We start from the raw sequence: 19,442 nt of genomic DNA on the forward strand, positions 1-19,442 counted from the left end.
GGACCGGCGCGTCGTTCAAACGGCTGATTTGCCGACAAAGGCGGTGGAAGTATGAAAGCTTGAATTTCCTCAGGCAATTGCCACTTTTGTGACTAATCCGATTTGCGTATTCCTCGCCCGAGATCTCCTCACGTTCATATGGCATTCAGTTTCCAGGATATGGTCGAGGAGGCGCGGCTGTCGGCGCGTGCGCTGATCGACTATGGCGAGCACTTCTTCAATCCGACGGTGCGGCTTGGTGTCACCGGCCTGTCGCGCGCCGGTAAGACCGTATTCATCACTGCGCTGATCCATGGGCTGACGCGCGGCGGCCGGTTTCCGGTGTTCGAGGCCTATGCCTCGGGCCGGATCGCGCGGGCGCACCTGGCGCCGCAGCCGGACGATGCGGTGCCGCGCTTTGCCTATGAGAACCATCTGCGCGCGCTGATCGAGGAACGGCGCTGGCCGAACTCGACCGTGGATATCAGCGAGCTCAGGCTCGTGATCGACTACCAGCGGCCGAACGGCGCCGACCGCACGCTGACGCTCGACATCGTCGACTATCCCGGCGAATGGCTGCTGGACCTGCCGCTGCTCCACAAGAGCTACGAGCAATGGTCGGCGGAGAGCCTGGCGCTGTCGCGCGAGGCGGCGCGCGCGCATCTCGCGACCGAGTGGCACGCCCATCTTGCAACGCTCAAGCCCGAAGCGCGCGAGGACGAGCAGGCGACGCTGACGGCCGCGAAGCTCTTCACCGATTATTTGCGCGCCTGCCGCGACGAGCGCTTTGCGATGAGCCTGCTGCCGCCCGGCCGCTTCCTGATGCCCGGCAATCTCGCCGATACGCCGGCGCTGACCTTTGCGCCGCTCGACGTGCCCCCTGGCGGGCAGCCGGTCGAGGGATCGCTGTGGGCGATGATGGTGCGGCGCTTCGAGGCCTACAAGGACGTCGTGGTGCGGCCGTTCTTCCGCGATCATTTTGCGCGGCTCGATCGTCAGATCGTGCTGGCCGATGCGCTCTCCGCGTTCAACTCCGGCCCCGAGGCGCTGCACGATCTCGAGGCCGCGCTCGCTGGCATTCTCGACTGCTTCAACATCGGCCGCAGCACGATCCTCTCCAGCCTGTTCCGGCCGCGCATCGACCGCATCCTGTTCGCCGCGACCAAGGCGGATCATCTGCATCATTCCAGCCACGACCGGCTCGAGGCGGTGCTGCGCCGCGCCGTCTCGCGCGCGGTTGCGCGCGCGGAAGACACCGGCGCGGCGATCGACGTCGTGGCGCTGGCCGCCGTGCGCGCCACGCGCGAAGCGCAGGTGGCGCATGGCCGCGACAGATTGCCGTCGATCCTGGGAACACCCGCCGCGGGCGAAAGCGCCGGGGGCGAGTTCTTCGACGGCAACACCGAGGTTGCGACCTTTCCGGGCGATCTGCCGCTCGATCCCGAACCGCTGTTCAATGGGACGGATGCATTCCGCGGGCTGGCGAAGGAGGCGGCCGGGAACAGCGATTTCCGCTTCCTGCGTTTCCGCCCGCCGAAGCTCGAGCGCGAGGGTGCCGACGAGCCGGCGCTGCCACACATCCGCCTCGACCGTGCCTTGCAGTTCCTGATCGGAGACAAGCTCGCATGAACGACCGATCGAAGCCCCGACGGCCGGCGACGTTCCGGCTCGACGATCCCGGCGTCGTCGTCGCCGAGGCCGACGAGACCGGCCGTCTCGGTCGCGCCACCATCCAGATCACGCCGGAGCCCGACACGGCGATGCTGCCGGTGCCGGTGCAAGCTGCAGTCCCGGCGCGGCGCGGCTTTCCCTGGGGCACGCTGTTCTGGTCGGGGCTCGCGGGATTGACCCTGCTCGGCACCGGGCTCGGCGTCGTCCATCTGGTCGAGGATCTGTTCGCGCGCAGCGAGACGCTCGGCTCTGTCGGACTTGGCTTCGCCGCCGTCACCACGCTGGCGCTCGCGGTGGTGATCGGTCGCGAGGCGTTCGGGCTGGCGCGTCTGGCGACGATCGAGAAGCTGCACCAGCGCGCAGCGGCCGTGCTGGCCAGCGACGACCGCAAGGAGAGCCGGGTCATCGTCCAGGACCTGCTCAAGATCGCGCACCAGAACCCGCAGCTGGCGCGCGCCCGTGCGACGCTGGAGAGCCATGCCGGCGAGATCATCGACGGCGCCGACATGATCCGCCTCGCCGAGCGCGAGCTGATGTCGCCGCTGGATGCCGAGGCGCGGCGGCTGGTGTCCTCAGCCGCGCAGAAGGTCTCGATCGTCACCGCGGTGAGCCCGCGCGCCGCCATCGACGTGCTGTTCGTGTTCGTCGCCGCGCTGCGCCTGATCCGCCAGCTCGCTTATCTCTATGGCGGCCGTCCCGGCGCGCTCGGCATGATCCGCCTGCTCCGCCACGTCATCGCCCATCTCGCCATCACAGGTGGCATGGCCGCGAGCGACAGCCTGGTGCAGCAGATGCTCGGCCACGGCATCGCGGCGAAGCTGTCGCAGCGCCTGGGTGAAGGCGTGCTGAACGGGCTCTTGACGGCGCGGCTGGGATTGGCCGCGATCAATGTGACGCGGCCGCTGCCGTTCGCGGCCTTGCCGCCGCCGAAGCTGTCGGATCTTGCGACGGATCTGCTGCGGAAGAAGGACGGAGACGAGTAGCTCGCTCCGGTACCCCCGTCGGCAGGATCAGGGCTCTCGCATATGAAATGTGGCTAGGGGCACCAGCTGCCTCCAAAGCGTCATGGCCGGGCTTGTCCCGGCCATCCACGCCTTTCCACGCAGCACAAAGAACGTGGATGCCCGGGACAAGCCCGGGCATGACGACCTCTACTAACTGCCGTCAGGGACTCTGCAGGGGAGGTAAGCCCCCTCACTCCTTCAGATCGTTCGCCCGCTTCACCCAGGCGCGCACGTCCTTGAGGACGGCGGGAAGCACGGCCTTGACCTCGGCCACGGTCATGCCCGCCTTGATGCGGGGATCGTACAGCAGGTTGAGGATGTACTGGTCGTAGACGTCGAAATAGCCCATCGAGACGTTGTCGTTGAACATGGTCCAGGGCACGCTCGTGGTGTCGTTGATCGGCCCGAGCGATTGCAGCAGCTCCTCATAGGCGCAGTCCAGGAAGGTGAAATCGCCGTTGTCGACGGTGAGGATGACGTCGGAATGCTCGATCTCGAAATTGTCGTTCTTGCGGAAGCCGGACAGGCATTGCGGATCGAGCGAGGAGCGGATCTCGCGCGCCTTGTCCACGCCGTAGAAGCTCGAGATGGTGCGGAAGAGATCGCGGTCGCGCACCATTTTGACGCGCACGTTCGCCGCTTCGTTGGTGTCGATCATGGCGATGTCGAGATGCTGCACGCGCTTGCCGATGTCGGCCACGACCTTGGCGAGCTGTTTCTTGCGATCCTCGCGGTCGCTCTCGGCGTAGACGCGCACCGGCCCCTCGAACTTGCGGATGCGGTCGACGCGCCCGGCAAGATGGTATTCGGCGCCGAATGCCGTCTTCAGGAAGCCTTCGATGATCTCGGCGTCGGTGAAGCTCTTCTTCTCGGCGCGCTGGCGCGAGGAGATCGCGGGCAACTCGCCGGCCGCAGCCATGGTAGCGGTGTCAGTCGCACAGGTGAGCGTCACGAGCGTCAGCAGGGCGAAGCGAAGGCCGGGCGAGGGCGGGACAGATGCGCTCATTGTCCTGCGACGCTGCCGCATTCGCGCCCCGCGCACAAGCCCGCAAATTCACGCGCCCTGCGGGTTTTCTCCGGTCGTCGGGCTCTCCTCCACCTCTCCCGCCTGCGCGAGAGGTCGCCATAGGCGGCCCGTGGCCGCCGTTCTTAAAACGCCGATGCTTTGCATCGGCTATGGCGGTGGGTGAGGGTTGTTTCTTCTGGGGGATTGCCCCGGTGCGGAGAGACCCTCTCCCCAACCCTCTCCCGCAGGCGGGCGAGGGAGCGCACCTCGTGCGGGGGGACGATTGCGCTTCAGTTGTTCAGCACCACCACCGTGGTGCCGACCGAGACGCGGTTGTAGAGGTCGGTGACGTCGTCGTTGGTCATGCGGAAGCAGCCCGAGGACACGGCCTGACCGATGGTCTCCGGCTCGTTGGAGCCGTGGATGCGGTACAGCGTCGAGCCGAGATACATGGCGCGGGCGCCGAGCGGATTCTCGATGCCGCCCTTCATGTGGCGCGGCAGGTCCGGCCGGCGCGCCAGCATCTGCGAGGGCGGCGTCCAGTCCGGCCATTCCTTCTTCGCGGTGATCTTGTGCACCCCGCCCCAGCGGAAGCCGTCGCGGCCCACGCCGATGCCGTAGCGCAGCGCCTGCCCGTTGCCGAGCACCAGATAGAGCCGCCGCTCGGCGGTGTTCACCACGACCGTGCCGGGGGCGTAACTGCCGTTATACATGACGGTGGTGCGGGGAATCGGGCTCACACTGCTGCCGAGATAGCCGGTGGAACTGGTGCCCGTGAAGTCTATCATCCCCGCCGCGGATGCGTCGGCGGCGCCAGCCAGCAACAGCGCCATTGCGGCCATCGGTGCGGCAAAAAACCGGATCATTGTCTCCCCCAGAAAAATCGATTCAACCAGAGCCAGAGGCCATATTTGCGCGCTTTCCGCAAGCCACGGGCCCGTGAGGGTCGCATCGTTGACGACTGACGTTACCAAATCGCAACTGCGACAATTCGCTGGAAAGCGTTAGCCAAATCCGCGCGTCGTCACGCGGGGCAGGGCCGCAATGCCCGCTATTGCTTTGACGGGCCGCGCGAACAATGATTGATCGAGCGGATCACTAAAAGGACAGTTGCGGGAGCAGACAGAATGAACGGTGCGGAAAGCCTGGTGCGGACGATGGTCAAGGGCGGGGTGGACGTCTGCTTCACCAACCCCGGCACTTCCGAGATGCATTTCGTCGCGGCGCTCGACCGTGTCCCCGGCATGCGCTGCGTGCTCGGCCTGTTCGAAGGCGTGGTGACGGGCGCGGCCGACGGTTATTTCCGCATGAAGGGCACGCCGGCCTCGACCCTGCTGCATCTCGGGCCCGGCCTCGCCAACGGCCTTGCCAATCTGCACAATGCCAAGAAGGCCAATTCCGGCATCGTCAACATCGTCGGCCAGCACGCGGTCTACCACATCGGCTACAACGCCCCCCTGACCTCCGACATCGAGGGCCTCGCCCGGCCAATGTCGTCCTGGGTCCGCACCTCCCCGGATGCCAAATCGGTCGCCGCCGACGGCGCCGCCGCGATTGCCGCCGCCAAAAGCGCGCCGCCGCAGATCGCGACCCTGATCCTGCCCGCCGACACCGCCTGGAACGAGGCCGACGGCATCGCCGAGGTCCCAGTCGAGCAGCAGCGCGCCAGCTACTCGCCCCAGGCGGTGGAGCAGGCCGCAAGAATCCTCCATGGCGATGGCGAAGGCACGCTGCTCCTGATGACCGGCAGCGCACTGAGCGAGCAGGGTCTGGCGCTGGCCGAGCGCATCGCCGGCAAGACCGGCTGCACGGTGATGGGCCCGACCTTCCGTCCGAAGATGGCGCGCGGCCGCGGCCGTTTCTCGATCGACCGCATCCATTACGTGATCGAGAACGCGCTGCCGATGCTGGCAAAATTCCGTCACATCGTGCTGGTCGAGGCCGACGATCCCGTGGCGTTCTTCGCCTATCCGAACAAGCCGAGCATGCTCAAGCCGCAAGGCTGCGAGGTGCATCGCATGACCTCGTGGGGCGAGAATTCGGTCGCCGCGCTCGAGGCGCTCGCCGGCGCCGTGAAGGCCAGCGCCAAGGACGTCAAGCCGCAGGCTTTGCAGGAGCTGGTCAAGCCGACCGGCGCGCTCACCTTCGCCTCGATCGCGCAGGCCATTGCCTGTGCGATCCCCGAGAACGCGATCATGGTCGACGAATCCCTCACCACCGGTCGCGGCTTCTTCCCGCCGACCGCGGCGGCCGCCCCGCACGACTGGCTGCAGAACATGGGCGGCTCGATCGGCTTCTCGACGCCGCTGTCGATCGGTGCCGCGATCGCCTGCCCGGACCGCAAGGTGATCACCATGGTCGGCGACGGCAGCGCCATGTACACGATCCAATCGCTGTGGACCCAGGCGCGCGAGAACCTCGACATCGTCACCATCGTGTTCGCCAACCGCATCTACCAGATCCTGCGCGGCGAGTTCGACAATGTCGGCGCCGGCGAGCCCGGCCAGCGCGCCAACGACATGCTCCGCCTCGATCGGCCGACGCTCGACTTCGTGGCGCTGGCCAAGGGCATGGGCGTGCCCGGCCGCGCCGTCACCAATGCCGACGAGTTCAACAAGGCACTGGCAGAGGCCGTCGCCGAGCCCGGCCCGCGGCTGATCGAAGTTCAGATGTAGGGCGCCAACAGACAGAGCGCCGTGAGCCCGGAGGCACGATGCAGACCGAGCTGAACAAGGTGATCGCGGCGCTCCGGGACTTCTATGCCCACGAGGATTTCCTGTTCGAGAAGGATGTCGGCGAGCGGGCGGTCACGCACCGCTTCGCCGTGCATCTGGAAAAGCAGTTCTCGGGCTGGTCGGTCGATTGCAATTACGACCGGCTCGGCGAGCGCACGCTGCATCTGCCGCACGGCACCATCATCTCGACCGACGACCATCTCGGCAAGTCGATCTATCCGGATGTCGTCGTGCATCAGCGCGAGATCCCGAACAATCTGCTCGCCGTGGAAATCCGCAAGGCGAGCAATCACACGCCGCTCGATCACGATCAGCACAAGCTGCGCGCGCTGACCGACGTCCATGTCTGGTTTCCCTATTGGATCGGCCTGCTGCTGGTGCTGGACAGGCATTCCGTGACGACGTCGGAAGTCTATGTCTCTGGCCTCGTCGACGAGGCGCTGTCGCGCTGGTTCGCGACGCGGCTGGAGGAGACCGGACTTGGAGCTCGCGCAGTGTGATCCCCACCACAGTTCCGGCGCGGGATCGGACCTAGTGTCGACAGACTTGCACGCATCGATGCCGGAGGCCTACGCTGGCCCATTCGGATCAGGCATTTTGGAGGTTCTGATGCAGAAATCATATTTCCTGGCTGCGACGGCAGCGCTGGTGCTCATGATGCAATCGCCGCTCGCGCTGGCGCAGGGCGCTCCAGCCGCTGGCGGAACCGCTGCGCCTGCCGCGACAAGCACTGCGCCGGCTGCGACGACGACAGCGCCGAGCGCGACCACCGACACGTCCAGCCAGCCCGCTGACGGCAAGAAGAGCGCGTCGAAGAAGCCGGCGAAGAAGAGGATGACCCGGCAGCAGGAGATCGATCATTCGATCGACACCGGTACCGTGCCGGCGCGCTACCGCAGCTCGGTGCCCAAGCGGTACCAGCAGTACATCCCGTTCGATAAACAGTGATCGCAAGGCGGCGCGACGTGACTATACGTGGTGCCGCCGATCGTTTGGGCGGGGGGAACGATGAGTGACGAGGTGAAGGATGCCGGCCTTGTGGCCATGATCAGCAGCATCCTGGGCGGCAACAAGCGCGCAGACCCTGTTGCACCGCCGCCGCTTGCCGAGGTTCCGCCGATGGTGCCGGCGGATCCCGTGGAGCCGGCCGCGACGTCCGGGTCCGATGCGGCCGCGGCCAAAGCCGAGAACGCGCCCGACGCCGCAGCGGCGGTCGCCAAGCCGGCCGAGCCGCCCGCGCAAATCGCAACCACGCGGGACGGCAAGCGCCTGCTGCCGGCAGAGGCGATCGCCGATCTCGTGCTCGGCGAGCTGCGCAAGCTGGACAACTTCCCGAGCTCCGGCGTCTCGGTCACGGTCTATGGTTACCGGCACTGGAACGCGATGCTCACCTTCGCGCCGTTCTCGACCAGTTTCCAGAACGCAACCCGGTTCCGTCAGGCCGTGCCGGACCTCGTCTTCAAGCTCCGCCGTTTCGTCGAACTTGAGATATAGTCTCGCTCGTCGGCGCCACACGGCGTCGCCAACGAAGCAGTTCGACAGGATCTTCAATTGAGCGTCGCCTTCACCAAAGAAGAGAGCGCCGAAACCGCGTCCGAGACGCTGTTGCCGGACCGCCCGATCTCGCCGCATCCGAATCTCGTGACGGAAGCAGGTTTCAAGGCGTTGCAGACGCAGCTTGCCGAGGCGCGTGCGGCCTACGACGCCGCGCAAGCCATCGAGGACGTCAACGAGAAGCGCCGACAGTCGGCTGTGCCCCTGCGCGATCTCCGCTATCTCACCGAACGCCTGCGCACGGCGCAGGTGATGCCCGATCCTGTCGCGACCGACGTGGTTGCCTTCGGCAGCACCGTGAGCTTCAGCCGCGCCGACGGCCGGGTACAGACCTACCGCATCGTCGGCGAGGATGAAGCCGATCCCAAGGCCGGCTCGATCTCATTCGTCGCGCCGGTTGCGCGGTCGCTGATGGGAAAAGCGGTCGGCGACGTCGTCGGCTCGGGCGCGCAGGAGATCGAGATTCTGTCGATCGCGTAGGCACGCAAGCTGAGGGCTGCGTGGCAAAGAGCGCCCTCGACAGCATCAAGCCCATTGGCCTAAAGCATGATCCGGAACAGCGCGAGGCCGTCGTCTCCGCCAAACAAAGCTTGATGATTGGATGAGACGGTTTTTGTCGGGAGCGTTGCCGTTCTACGCGCTGGCTGGCCTCGCCATGTGCATGTACCTCGTTCTCTACAGGACGAGCCTGTTCGACCTGAATGCCATCGTCCATGGTGCGGCCGGGTCGGCATGGTTTCCGGCCTTCATGTTCGTCTGCGTGCTGGTGGAAGCGGTCTTCCCGTATTTCGGCTATTTTCCCGGCACCGCCCTCATCCTGATGTCCGTGGCGCTGAACCCGAAGGCCGTGGATGGCTCGGTCTTCGCCGCGGCGTGGCTCGCCATCATCCTGGGTGCCGTTCTCAGCTATGGACAGGCGCGTTTCTTCAGGCCGTTTCTGCAGCGGGTGGCCTCGAATGCGGCGCTGCGCCGATGCGAGTCCCTGTTCGACGCCTATGGCCGCTATGCGCGCATTGCCCTGTTCGTTCATCCCAACGCCTGCGCGATGTATTTCACGGCGCTCGGACTGCTCGGCCGCAGCCTGACGCGCGAGCTCGCTTATCTCTGCGTGGGTGCCGCGGCCGCGGTCGGCATTCTGTTCGTCATCGTGACCAGGCTGGTGTCGTCCATCGGCCCCACCGACGACGGCGAGTTGCAGGTGCTGCTGGCAGCCGCGCTGGTCGCCATGGGGACTCTGATCGGTCTCTACACGGCCTGGCGGCCGAAGGCCGCCTGAAGCTTGCTCCGTCATTGCGAGGCTGCAATGACGACGGCCCTACCTCCGTCCAGCCGTGGCAGCGTACTGGTCATCTCGATGTCGCGTCAGCGTCATAGCCGTTGGTTAACGGAGCATTCGTGCCAGTACCAAGCCAAAAGCCAGGGAGCAAAGCATGTCGCACCATCAGCACGGCGATCATCGCCACATCGGTCCGTTCAAGAAGATCAAGTTCCGAACCGACGCAGACGACACCATCTTGGGGTCGGAGCACAGTGACATCATCCTTGGTTTCGGCGGCAACGACACCATCGATGCCGGCCTCGGCGATGACATCGTGTTCGGCGGCCGCGGCAATGACCGGATCGAGGGCGGCAAGGGAAACGATTTGCTGTTCGGCGAAAGCGGCAATGATGCCCTGATCGGCGGCGACGGCAACGATGATTTGCACGGCGGCCACGGCCGGGATCTGCTCCTCGGCGGCGCAGGCCGGGATCATCTCAGCGGCGACGAGGGCAACGATAAGTTCCTGCTCCGCAAGGGCATGGGCGTCGATACGATCGAGCATCTTCAAGCCGGCGACCGTATCGACGTCCGCGACTTCAACATTCCAAGCTTTCAGACGCTCATCGATTCCGCGCACCAGATCGGCCACAACGTTCAGATCGATCTGGGCAATGGCGACGCGCTGATCATCGAGCATGCCCGCATTTCTGACCTTCACGCCGAGCAGTTCATCCTTTCCAATGAGGTGAAGGGCGCATCGAGCTCGCAGACGCCCTACCTGCTTAGCAGCAATTCTGACGTTTATACCGAGTCGGTGCTGACGACCGGCGACAGCGTGAACGGCTACAAGATGGCCGGCATTCCGGACGGCCTCGGCGCGTTCGACAATGGCGACGGCACCTTCACCGTGCTGATGAACCATGAACTTCGCTCATCGGACGGCATTCCCCGCGCTCATGGCGGCACCGGCGCGTTCGTGTCGGAGTGGGTCATCGACAAGACCACGTTGCAGGTCCTGTCGGGCAAGGATCTCATCCACGACGTCTGGATGTACGAGGGCGGCACCTATGTCGACCACAACGCCGGCAACAGCCCGGTGACGTTCAACCGCTTCTGTTCGGCAGACCTTGCCGATTCGGGCGCATTCTACAATGCACAGACGGGCCTCGGATTCGACGGCAGGCTCTATCTCAACGGTGAAGAGAGTGGCGTCGAGGGCCACGCCTTTGCGCATGTCGTCGGCGGTGCCCAGGACGGTAACAGCTATGAGCTGGCCTGGCTCGGCAACATGGCCTACGAGAACGTGGTCGCCAATGCGCACACCGGGGACAGCACCGTCGTCGCCATGATGGATGACGGCCAGAACGGCCAAGTCTATTTCTATTCCGGCACCAAACAATCGACCGGAAATGCCGTCGAAAAGGCCGGGCTGACCGGAGGCCATTTGCTCGGCATCCACGTAGCCGATTTTGAAGCTTCGGCGAACAATGCTCAGAGCAACACCAGCCCGCTGGGTGCCGACGAGAAGTCCGACTTCAGCATGATTGATCTCGGCGATGTCAGCGGCAAGAGCGGCGCGCAAATCGACGCGGACAGCGAAAATCTAGGTGTGACGAGCTTCCTGCGACCGGAGGACGGCGCATGGGATACCCTCAATCCCAACCGCTTCTACTTCGTGACCACGAATGCGTTCAGCGCGCCGAGCCAGCTGTGGGCGCTGGACTTCACCGACGCCTCGCACCCCGAGCTCGGCGGCACCATCAAGCTGCTGCTCAACGGCAGCGAAGGCCAGCGGATGCTTGACAACATCACGGTCGACTCCCATGGCAAGGTCATCCTTTGCGAGGACGTCGGCAACAACGCCCACCTTGGCAAGGTCTGGCAGTACGATCCTGCGACCGATGCGCTCACGCAGCTTGCCCAGCACGACGCGAGCCGCTTCGTGACGGGAGGTGCGAACTTCTTGACCCAGGACGAGGAGGCATCGGGCGTCATCGACGTCACGCATATCCTCGGCAACGCCGGCGAAAACGTCTACCTGATCGACACCCAAGCTCACTTCAGCGTGGGGGGAGAGCTCGTCGAAGGCGGCCAGTTGCAGCTGATCCACCAATATCTCGTCTGACACTGGAGCGTTTTCGAGCGAAGTGGATACCGGTTCGCGTCAAGAAAACGCGTCAAAACAAGAATCTAGAGCCCCGCTCCGATTCCATCGGAGCGGGAACGGCTCTGGTAATCCGACGAAGATAGCGCTCGATGTGGAGGTGCCGGCGTTTCAGCCGGCACCCCTGCGACTGTCAAACGGCTGTCATAAATTATCGACAGTTAGATGCAGTTTCATTGCTCCTGCGGTGAAGCGCGGTCAATTCAAGATCATCACCACATCGTAAGCCGCGGAGTCATTGCGTGTGATGTTGGCTACGCAAGCAGACGTTGCCACGGATGAAGGATCGGAGCTGCGCGCTGCCCTTCGATCGTGCCGCACGGCCCTTGTGGGCATCGCGGCCTTCAGCGGATTGATCAATATCCTCAGCCTGACCGGTTCGCTCTACATGCTGGAGGTGTATGATCGCGTGCTGCCTGGCCGCAGCGTATCGACGCTGGCCGGTCTGACGATCATTGCGGCCCTGCTGTTCGTCTTTCAGGGCACATTGGAAGTGGTTCGCGGCCGGATGCTGGTTCGCATCGGGAACGAGATCGACTGGCGCATCGGCGACCGCATCTACGATCTGGTGATTCGCCTTCCGCTTCGCACACGCGGTGGCGGCGACGGACTGCAGCCGCTTCGCGACATCGACACCGTACGATCGGTGATGTCGGGATCCGGTCTTCCCGCCCTGTTCGATCTGCCCTGGTTGCCGTTCTACCTCGCCATCTGTTTTGCGTTCCATCCGCTGATTGGCGCAACAGCCCTCGGCGGCGCGCTCGTCTTGGTGATGTTGACGCTGGTCACCGACCGGTTGTCGCGGCAATCCGTGGCGAAGGCGTCGAGCTTTGCTGCTGCGCGCAACCGCCTTGCGGAGGCCAGTCGTCGCAACGCGGAAGTCCTGATCGCAATGTCGATGTCGTCCCGGTTCCTGGAACGATGGCGCAAGTTGGGCGATGCTCATCGCAGGCAGCAAAGGATCGCCAACGATATCTCCGGAGGCTTCGGGGTTACGGGACGGATACTGCGCATGATGCTGCAATCGGCCGTGCTCGGAGTTGGAGCCTATCTCGTCATTCGGCAGGAGGCATCCGGCGGGATCATCATTGCCAGTTCGATCCTGACGGGCCGCGCCCTTGCACCCGTGGATGTCACGATCGGCAATTGGAAGAATTTCATCGCTGCGGCCCAAAGCTGGCGGCGCCTCGCCGGGCTCATGGTGGCATTGCCGGCATCCGCCGAAAAACTGCCTTTGCGGCCTCCGACGCGTTTGCTCGTCGTGGACAAGTTGTCCGTCGCAGCCCCTGGATCGGAAAAGCTCCTGGTCGCCGATGTCAGCTTTCACCTGAAGGCAGGCAGCGGGCTTGGCATCGTCGGCGCCAGCGGCTCGGGAAAATCCTCGCTGGTGCGCGCCCTTGTCGGCGCATGGCGGCCATCGCGCGGCGTCATCCGGCTCGATGGTGCATCGCTCGATCAATGGTCGCCTGATGCCCTGGGGGATCACATTGGATACCTGCCTCAGGACGTCGAATTGTTCGAGGGCACCATCGCCGAGAACATCGCACGGTTTGCACCTGATGCTTCGATGGAGCAGATCCTTGCCGCAGCCGAAGCCGCCGGCGTCCACCAGCTTATCGTCAGCCTGCCCGATGGATACAACACCCAGATCGGCGAACAGGGCGCATTGTTGTCGGCGGGACAAAGGCAGCGCGTGGCCCTGGCGCGGGCGCTCTATGGAAATCCCTTCCTGGTCGTGCTCGACGAGCCCAATTCCAATCTGGACATCGAAGGCGAGGAGGCCCTGACGCGCGCAATCCTCGCCGTCCGGGCCCGAGGCGGCGTTGTCGTCATCGTCGCACATCGTTCGAGCGCGCTGGTTGCCGTGGACTTCGTGATGACGATGGCCCATGGACGGCAGCAGGCGTTCGGGTCCAAGGAGGAGGTGCAGTCGCTGCTGGCGAGGCGGGAAGCTGGGCCGCCTGCCGCGCCGTTCAAGGTGGTCGTCCCGCAACCGGCCGCATCCACATGACGAGCGCGACATACGGCGAAGATCGCAGCCTGCGCCATCATCTGCTTGTTGGCGCGATCCTGGCGGTGGGGCTGACCGGCGGGATCGGCGGCTGGGCCGCCACCACCGAGCTGTCGGGTGCGGTCAGTGCCGCCGGATCCGTGGTCGTCGATTCCAACGTCAAGAAAGTCCAGCATCTCACCGGCGGTATCGTTGGAGAGCTGATGGTTCGCGAAGGCGACCATGTTCGTGCCGGTGAAACATTGGTGCGGCTCGACGAAACCGCCCTGCGCGCCGGGCTCGCCATCTATAGCAAGGGACTGGATGAGATGCGCGCCCGCAAGGCGCGTCTTGCCAGCGAGCGAGACGGCGCCGACCATCTCGTCGTTCCGCAGGAGTTGCTCGATAATGCTTCTGCGGAATTCGTTGCGGCGGTCGGTAGCGAACGCAAGCTGTTCGAATTGCGAGCCAACGCGCGTCGCGGCCAGAAAGCCCAGCTTCGCCAGCGGATCGCGCAGCTCGAGGACGAAATCCGCGGCTATGCGGCTTTGCAGCAAGCCAAGGCGGAAGAAATCGAATTGATTCAGCGCGAGCTGACCGGAGTGCGCGGCCTCTGGGACAAGAATCTGGTCCAGATCAACCGCCTTACCCTGCTTGAGCGCGAAGCCGCCCGGCTGAAGGGCGAGCTGGCGCAATCGATGGCGTCCACGGCTCAGGTCCAGGGCAAGGTCACCGAAATCGAGCTGCAGATCCTGCAGATCGACCAAGACCTCAGCAGCGAGGTTGCGAAGGAATTGCGCGAGATTGACGGCAAGATCGGCGAATTCATCGAGCGCAAGGTGACGGCCGAAGATCAATTGAAGCGGGTTGACATACGCGCTCCGCAAAGCGGCGTGGTTCATCAACTCAACGTCCACACGGTCGGCGGCGTGGTAAGCCCGGCCGATCCCGTCATGCTGATCGTCCCGGAAGCCGATTTGTTGATGGTGGAAGCCAAGGTTTCCCCGGCCGACATCGACCAGCTGTACGTCGGCCAACCGGCAAGCCTGCGGTTCTCCGCATTCAACCAGCGCACGACGCCTGAGATCGAAGGGAAGGTCAGCCGCATCTCCGCCGACGTGACGCCGGATCAACGCACGGGTCAGAATTACTACACGGTACGAGTCTCGATCATGCCCGAGGAGCTGGCCCGACTCGGCAATGTCAAGCTCGTGCCCGGCATGCCGGCGGAAGTCTTTGCCAGGACCTACGATCGCAGCATCTTGTCCTATTTCACCAAACCCCTCCTGGATCAGGTCGCGCGGGCTTTCCGCGAGCGCTAGGGTCGGGAGGTGCAATCGGCCAGCCGCCGCTTGGTCGATCGCGGGGTGGCGAATTGACGCGAAGTCGATCGAAAATCAACTCACGGTAGGTCTGGTCGGAAGCACCTGATGGTGGAATAATTCCCGACGCTTTCTTGATTAGATTTGACGTCGGCCGCGAACCGGCTGGCGACGTGGATTTTCATCATGGCCGCGCTTCCTCAGGACGTTGTGGCGGATTTGCAGCAGGAGAACGCGCGGCTCCTGGCCGAATTGCGCGCCGCACAAGATCGCGAGACCGCCACCGCGGACATTCTCAAGATCATCGCCAGTTCGCCATCGGAGGTGAAACCGGTATTCGATGCCATCGCGAGGCGCGCAAATGCCCTGCTCGGCGGCTTTTCGACGACCGTATTCCGCTTCATCGACGGCAATGCCCACTTGGCGGCGTTCACGCCGACGAATTCTGCCGCCGATGAAGCATTGAAGAAGATGTTCCCGCGTCCGATTGCCGATTTCGAGAGCTTTGCGAGGGCAGAGGCCGGCAAGGTGGTGCCGACCCCCGATACTGAAGCGCTGACGAACGAAATCAAGTTCATCGCGCGCGCCCGCGGTTTTCGCAGCATGTTGTTCGTTCCGCTCGCGACCGGCGGCGTGGTGATCGGCATGATCAGCGTAACGCGAGGCGAGCCGGGGGCCTTCGCTCCGCATCATGTGCAACTTCTGCAGACCTTCGCCGACCAGGCCGTCATCGCCATTGAAAATGTGCGGCTGTTCGACGAGGTGAAGGCGCGGACCGACGACTTGCGGGAATCGCTGCAGCAGCAGACCGCGACCGCCGATGTGTTGAAGGTCATCAGTCGCTCCGCGTTCGATCTGCAAACGGTTCTCGACACTCTGACGGAATCGGCGGCGTCGCTGTGTGGGGCCGACATGGCGGCAATCCTCCGGCAGGACGCCGATGGTTCCTACTATCACGCAACTCGGTACAATTTCTCGCCCGAATGGGCCAAGGTCTCGGTGGGCGTTCGGCTCAATGCTGGACGCGGTAGCCTCGTCGGGCGCGTCCTGCTGTGCGGGAAGGCGGTTCAGATCCCGGATGTCCTGGTCGATCCCGACTATGACTATCCCGAGCAACAGAGGGCCGGCGGTTACCGCACCCTTCTGGGCGTACCCCTGCTTCGGTCCGGAGAAGTGATCGGCGTGCTGTTCCTGGGCCGCAAGACCGCGAACTCGTTCACGGACAAGCAGATCGACCTGGTCTCCACTTTCGCTGATCAAGCCGTGATCGCGATTGAGAATGTGCGGCTGTTCGATGAGGTCCAGGCGAAGACGCGCGATCTCGCCGAATCGCTCCAGCAGCAAACCGCCACTGCCGATGTCCTGAAGGTGATCAGCCGCTCGACCTTCGATTTGCAAACCGTGCTCGACACGCTGGTCGATTCGGCGGCACGGCTGTGCGAAGCGGAGATGGCATTCATCATGCGCCGCGAGGGCGATGAATATCAGGCCGGAGCAGCGGTCGGGTTTTCCGAGGACTACATCGCCTTTCTGCAAGCTCATCCGATTGTCCCCGGCCGGGGCACGGTCACGGGTCGAGCCGTCCTCGAACGCCGTCCGGTGCAAATCCTCGACGTCGCTGCCGATCCCGAATACGGCCTGCAGGCGTCGATTGCGATGGCTGGTCAACGCACGGCGCTGGGTGTCCCACTCCTGCGCGAGAATGAGCCGATCGGCGCGATCGTGATCGCCCGCAAGCGCGTGCAGCCCTTCACCGAAAAGCAGATCGAGCTCGCAGCCACATTTGCCGATCAAGCCGTGATCGCCATCGAGAATGCGCGGTTGCTCAAGGAGTTACGCGAACGTACTGAGGATCTCAGCGAGTCGCTGCGCCAGCAGACCGCAACGGCCGATGTGCTCAAGGTGATCAGCCGTTCGGCGTTCGACTTGCCCAATGTTCTGGAGACGCTTGTCAGCTCGGCCGCACGGCTCTGCGGCGACCCCAGAGCAGCGATCTATCTCATTCGCGATGGCCTGCTGCACCTCGAGGCCGCCCATAACAACCCGCCGGAATGGGTCGCGCTGCGCAAGAGCCAGCCGCTTGCGCCGAGCCACGACACGCCCAGCGGCCGCGCAGCGCTCACCGGTCAAATTGATCATGTCGCCGATCTCATGAACGATCCCGACTTCACGCGGCATGACCTCGCGAGGATCGGCGGCTATCGCGCGACCCTCAACGTACCTCTCGTCCGGGAGGGCGTTGTGATCGGGGTGCTCAGTTTGGCACGGCCGGCGCCGGGCCCGTTCAGCCAGCGACAGATCGAGATCGTGCAGACCTTTGCCGACCAGGCGGTGATCGCCATCGAGAATGTCCGGCTGTTCGAACAATTGCAAACCAGGACGCGCGATCTGTCCGAGGCGCTGACGTACCAGACCGGCAGCGCCAATATCTTGAGGGTCATCGCTTCCTCCCCGACGGAAGTCGGACCGGTGCTCAACGCGATCGTGGAAAGCGCATGCGGGCTCTGCGAGGCATATGATGCGCTGGTGGTTCTGAGGGATGGCGACGATCTCGTCATCCAGGCGCACCATGGCCAGGTTCCCGTGGTGTGGAGCCGACGATCGATCAGTGGCGAAACGCCTAGCGGCCGGGCGATTATCGATCGTCGCACCGTTCATGTGCACGACCTACTAGGGCCCGAAGGGGAGCAATACCCGACGGGACGCGAATATGCGCTGCGCTCCAACGTTCGGACCGTTTTGAGTGTGCCGCTCTTGCGCGAAGGCGAGAGCATGGGGGCGATCGTGCTGCGTCGTTTGGAGGTACGCCCATTCGACGACAAGCAGATCACCCTGCTGCAGACCTTTGCCGATCAGGCTGTTATCGCCATCGGCAACGTGCGTCTGTTCGAGCAATTGAATGAATCGCTGGAGCGGCAGACGGCGACGTCGGAGGTGCTGGAGATCATAAGCGCTTCATCGGGCGCACTCACGCCGGTGTTCCACAAGATGCTGGAGAATGCGACGCGAATTTGCGGCGCCGGCTTCGGCACCATGAATCTCTACGAGGAGGGCGGCTTTCGTACGGTCGCGTTGCACAACGCGCCGCAAGCTTATGTCGATACCCGGCTCTACCAGCACATTCGCCCACATCCCGCGAGCGGGCTCGGTACCGTCGAGAAGACGCATCAGACGGTTCACATCGACGACATCAGGACGCAGCCGCCCTATATCGAAGGCGACCCCAACGTTCGCGCGCTTGCCGACCTTGCTGGCGCAAGGACCCTCGTCATCGTGCCGATGCTGAAGGAAGACGAGCTGATCGGCACCATCACGATCTTCCGTCAGGAAGTGAAACCCTTCACAGACAAGCAGGTCGAGCTCGTGTCCAATTTCGCACACCAGGGCGTGATCGCGATCGAGAATGCGCGCCTGCTGAATGAACTGCGCGAGCGTACTATGGAACTGTCGCAATCGCTCGAGGAATTGCGAAATGCGCAGGATCGGCTGATCCAGACCGAGAAACTGGCCTCGCTCGGGCAACTCACCGCCGGCATTGCGCATGAGATCAAGAACCCGCTCAATTTCGTCAACAATTTTGCCGCGCTGTCCTCCGAACTGACCGACGAGCTCGGCGACGCGCTGCGCTCAGCGGGCCTGGGCGAGGCGGAAAGGCACGATATCGAGGCGCTGATACACATGCTGCAAGGTAACCTGGAAAAGATCGTGCAGCACGGAACGCGCGCCGATTCCATTGTCAAGAACATGCTTCTGCACTCCCGCGAAGGGTCTGGCGAACGCCGCGCGGCGGACATCAACGCCATCCTCGAGGAAAGTCTCAACCTGGCCTATCACGGGGCCCGCGCTGAAAGACCCGGCTTCAATATCGCGCTTGAAAGAAAACTCGATCCGTCTGCGGGGGCGCTCGAGCTGTATCCGCAGGAAATCACGCGGGTGTTCCTCAATCTGGTTTCAAACGGTTTCTACGCGGCAAGCAAGCGAAAGGACGCCGTCGGTGACGGCTTCGAGCCGAGGCTGCGCGCGACGACCACAGACCTCGGCGGCGCCGTCGAGATCCGCATTCGCGACAATGGCGCCGGCATCCCGGCCGATGTCAGAGAGAAGATATTCAATCCGTTCTTCACGACCAAGCCCGCCGGCGAAGGAACTGGCCTTGGTCTTTCAATCTGCCACGACATCATCGTGAAGCAGCACGGCGGCAGCATCGAGGTCGATACCGCGCCGGGCGAATATACCGAGTTCATCATTACGCTGCCGCGTACGCGGGCAGCGCCGTCGCAGACCGGAGGCAGAACTTGAGCGTGTATATCATGGTGGTCGACGACGAGCCCGATGTCGAGGCGCTGTTCCGCCAGCAGTTTCGGCGCGATCTGCGCGCGGGCCGTTTTCTGATGGAGTTTGTATCCTCGGCACCCCTGGCATTGCAGCGCGCGGCCGAGATTGGGGATGCCACGCTGATTCTGATCCTGTCCGACATCAACATGCCCGGCATGAGCGGACTGGAGATGCTGCCTATCGTGCGCTCGGCCCGTCCCGATGTACCGGTCATCATGATCACGGCCTACGGCGATGCCGAGACCAAGCGCAAGGCGCTGGAGAAGGGCGCCGCCGATCTATTGACGAAACCAATCGACTTCGCGGTGCTGCGCCAGGAGATCGATACGAGGCTTGAGCAGGCCGCATGATGGCAACCATTGCCGGCTCGCAAAGCGAAGCTGTTGCAGACACGACGCCAATTGAAAGCAGGTTCTTCGTC

The 19,442-nt window shown here is 63.9% G+C and carries 15 protein-coding genes and 1 pseudogene; 14 read left to right on the forward strand and 2 right to left on the reverse strand.

What is annotated here, in order from left to right:
• The first annotated feature begins 138 nt into the window (after positions 1 to 138).
• Positions 139 to 1,608: a YcjX family GTP-binding protein gene (locus tag HZZ13_RS28920; protein WP_197962918.1), complete on the forward strand. Its 1,470-nt coding sequence runs from the start codon at positions 139 to 141 to the stop codon at positions 1,606 to 1,608.
• Positions 1,605 to 2,633: a YcjF family protein gene (locus HZZ13_RS28925; RefSeq protein WP_197962919.1), complete on the forward strand. Its 1,029-nt coding sequence runs from the start codon at positions 1,605 to 1,607 to the stop codon at positions 2,631 to 2,633. The genes HZZ13_RS28920 and HZZ13_RS28925 overlap by 4 nt, the downstream gene beginning before the upstream one ends.
• Before the next feature lie 211 nt (positions 2,634 to 2,844).
• Here the strand turns inward: HZZ13_RS28925 and HZZ13_RS28930 are convergent, their stop codons facing one another.
• Positions 2,845 to 3,660: a DUF2927 domain-containing protein gene (locus HZZ13_RS28930; RefSeq protein WP_197962920.1), complete on the reverse strand. Its 816-nt coding sequence runs from the start codon at positions 3,658 to 3,660 to the stop codon at positions 2,845 to 2,847.
• Positions 3,661 to 3,950: 290 nt separating this feature from the next.
• Positions 3,951 to 4,526, reverse strand: a complete 576-nt coding sequence (locus HZZ13_RS28935; RefSeq protein WP_197962921.1) for a L,D-transpeptidase — start codon at positions 4,524 to 4,526, stop codon at positions 3,951 to 3,953.
• A 261-nt stretch (positions 4,527 to 4,787) separates the two neighbouring features.
• Between HZZ13_RS28935 and HZZ13_RS28940 the strand changes: the two genes are divergently transcribed.
• The 12 genes and pseudogenes from HZZ13_RS28940 (at position 4,788) to HZZ13_RS28990 (ending at position 19,371) form a co-directional block, all read left to right on the forward strand.
• Entirely contained in the window at positions 4,788 to 6,335 is a 1,548-nt protein-coding gene (locus tag HZZ13_RS28940) for an acetolactate synthase large subunit (protein ID WP_197962922.1), read from the forward strand.
• 38 nt (positions 6,336 to 6,373) lie between these two features.
• A complete protein-coding gene (locus HZZ13_RS28945; RefSeq protein WP_197962923.1) occupies positions 6,374 to 6,895 on the forward strand; it encodes a hypothetical protein in 522 nt (173 codons plus the stop codon).
• 109 nt (positions 6,896 to 7,004) lie between these two features.
• Positions 7,005 to 7,343, forward strand: coding sequence for a hypothetical protein (locus HZZ13_RS28950; RefSeq protein ID WP_197962924.1), 339 nt, complete (start codon positions 7,005 to 7,007; stop codon positions 7,341 to 7,343).
• A gap of 60 nt (positions 7,344 to 7,403) precedes the next feature.
• A complete protein-coding gene (locus tag HZZ13_RS28955; RefSeq protein WP_197962925.1) occupies positions 7,404 to 7,889 on the forward strand; it encodes a hypothetical protein in 486 nt (161 codons plus the stop codon).
• 57 nt (positions 7,890 to 7,946) lie between these two features.
• Positions 7,947 to 8,429, forward strand: a complete 483-nt coding sequence (greA, locus tag HZZ13_RS28960) for a transcription elongation factor GreA (protein ID WP_197962926.1) — start codon at positions 7,947 to 7,949, stop codon at positions 8,427 to 8,429.
• Between the two features lie 121 nt (positions 8,430 to 8,550).
• Positions 8,551 to 9,225, forward strand: a complete 675-nt coding sequence (locus HZZ13_RS28965; protein ID WP_197962927.1) for a hypothetical protein — start codon at positions 8,551 to 8,553, stop codon at positions 9,223 to 9,225.
• Positions 9,226 to 9,379: 154 nt separating this feature from the next.
• Positions 9,380 to 9,679, forward strand: a pseudogene (locus HZZ13_RS37685) (calcium-binding protein); the annotation flags it as partial.
• Positions 9,680 to 10,024: 345 nt separating this feature from the next.
• Positions 10,025 to 11,335, forward strand: coding sequence for an alkaline phosphatase PhoX (locus tag HZZ13_RS28970; protein WP_311972760.1), 1,311 nt, complete (start codon positions 10,025 to 10,027; stop codon positions 11,333 to 11,335).
• Between the two features lie 286 nt (positions 11,336 to 11,621).
• Complete coding sequence (locus HZZ13_RS28975; RefSeq protein ID WP_197962929.1) at positions 11,622 to 13,385, forward strand: type I secretion system permease/ATPase; 1,764 nt, start codon at positions 11,622 to 11,624, stop codon at positions 13,383 to 13,385.
• A complete protein-coding gene (locus HZZ13_RS28980; RefSeq protein WP_197962930.1) occupies positions 13,382 to 14,686 on the forward strand; it encodes an HlyD family type I secretion periplasmic adaptor subunit in 1,305 nt (434 codons plus the stop codon). Before HZZ13_RS28975 ends, HZZ13_RS28980 begins: the two co-directional genes overlap by 4 nt.
• 144 nt (positions 14,687 to 14,830) lie before the next feature.
• A complete protein-coding gene (locus tag HZZ13_RS28985) occupies positions 14,831 to 18,985 on the forward strand; it encodes a GAF domain-containing protein (RefSeq protein ID WP_197962931.1) in 4,155 nt (1,384 codons plus the stop codon).
• On the forward strand, positions 18,982 to 19,371 hold the full coding sequence (locus tag HZZ13_RS28990) for a response regulator (protein WP_197962932.1): 390 nt from the start codon (positions 18,982 to 18,984) through the stop codon (positions 19,369 to 19,371). Before HZZ13_RS28985 ends, HZZ13_RS28990 begins: the two co-directional genes overlap by 4 nt.
• Positions 19,372 to 19,442 lie beyond the last annotated feature (71 nt).

The sequence above is a fragment of the Bradyrhizobium agreste genome (assembly GCF_016031625.1).
In the GTDB taxonomy this organism is placed as follows: domain Bacteria; phylum Pseudomonadota; class Alphaproteobacteria; order Rhizobiales; family Xanthobacteraceae; genus Bradyrhizobium; species Bradyrhizobium agreste.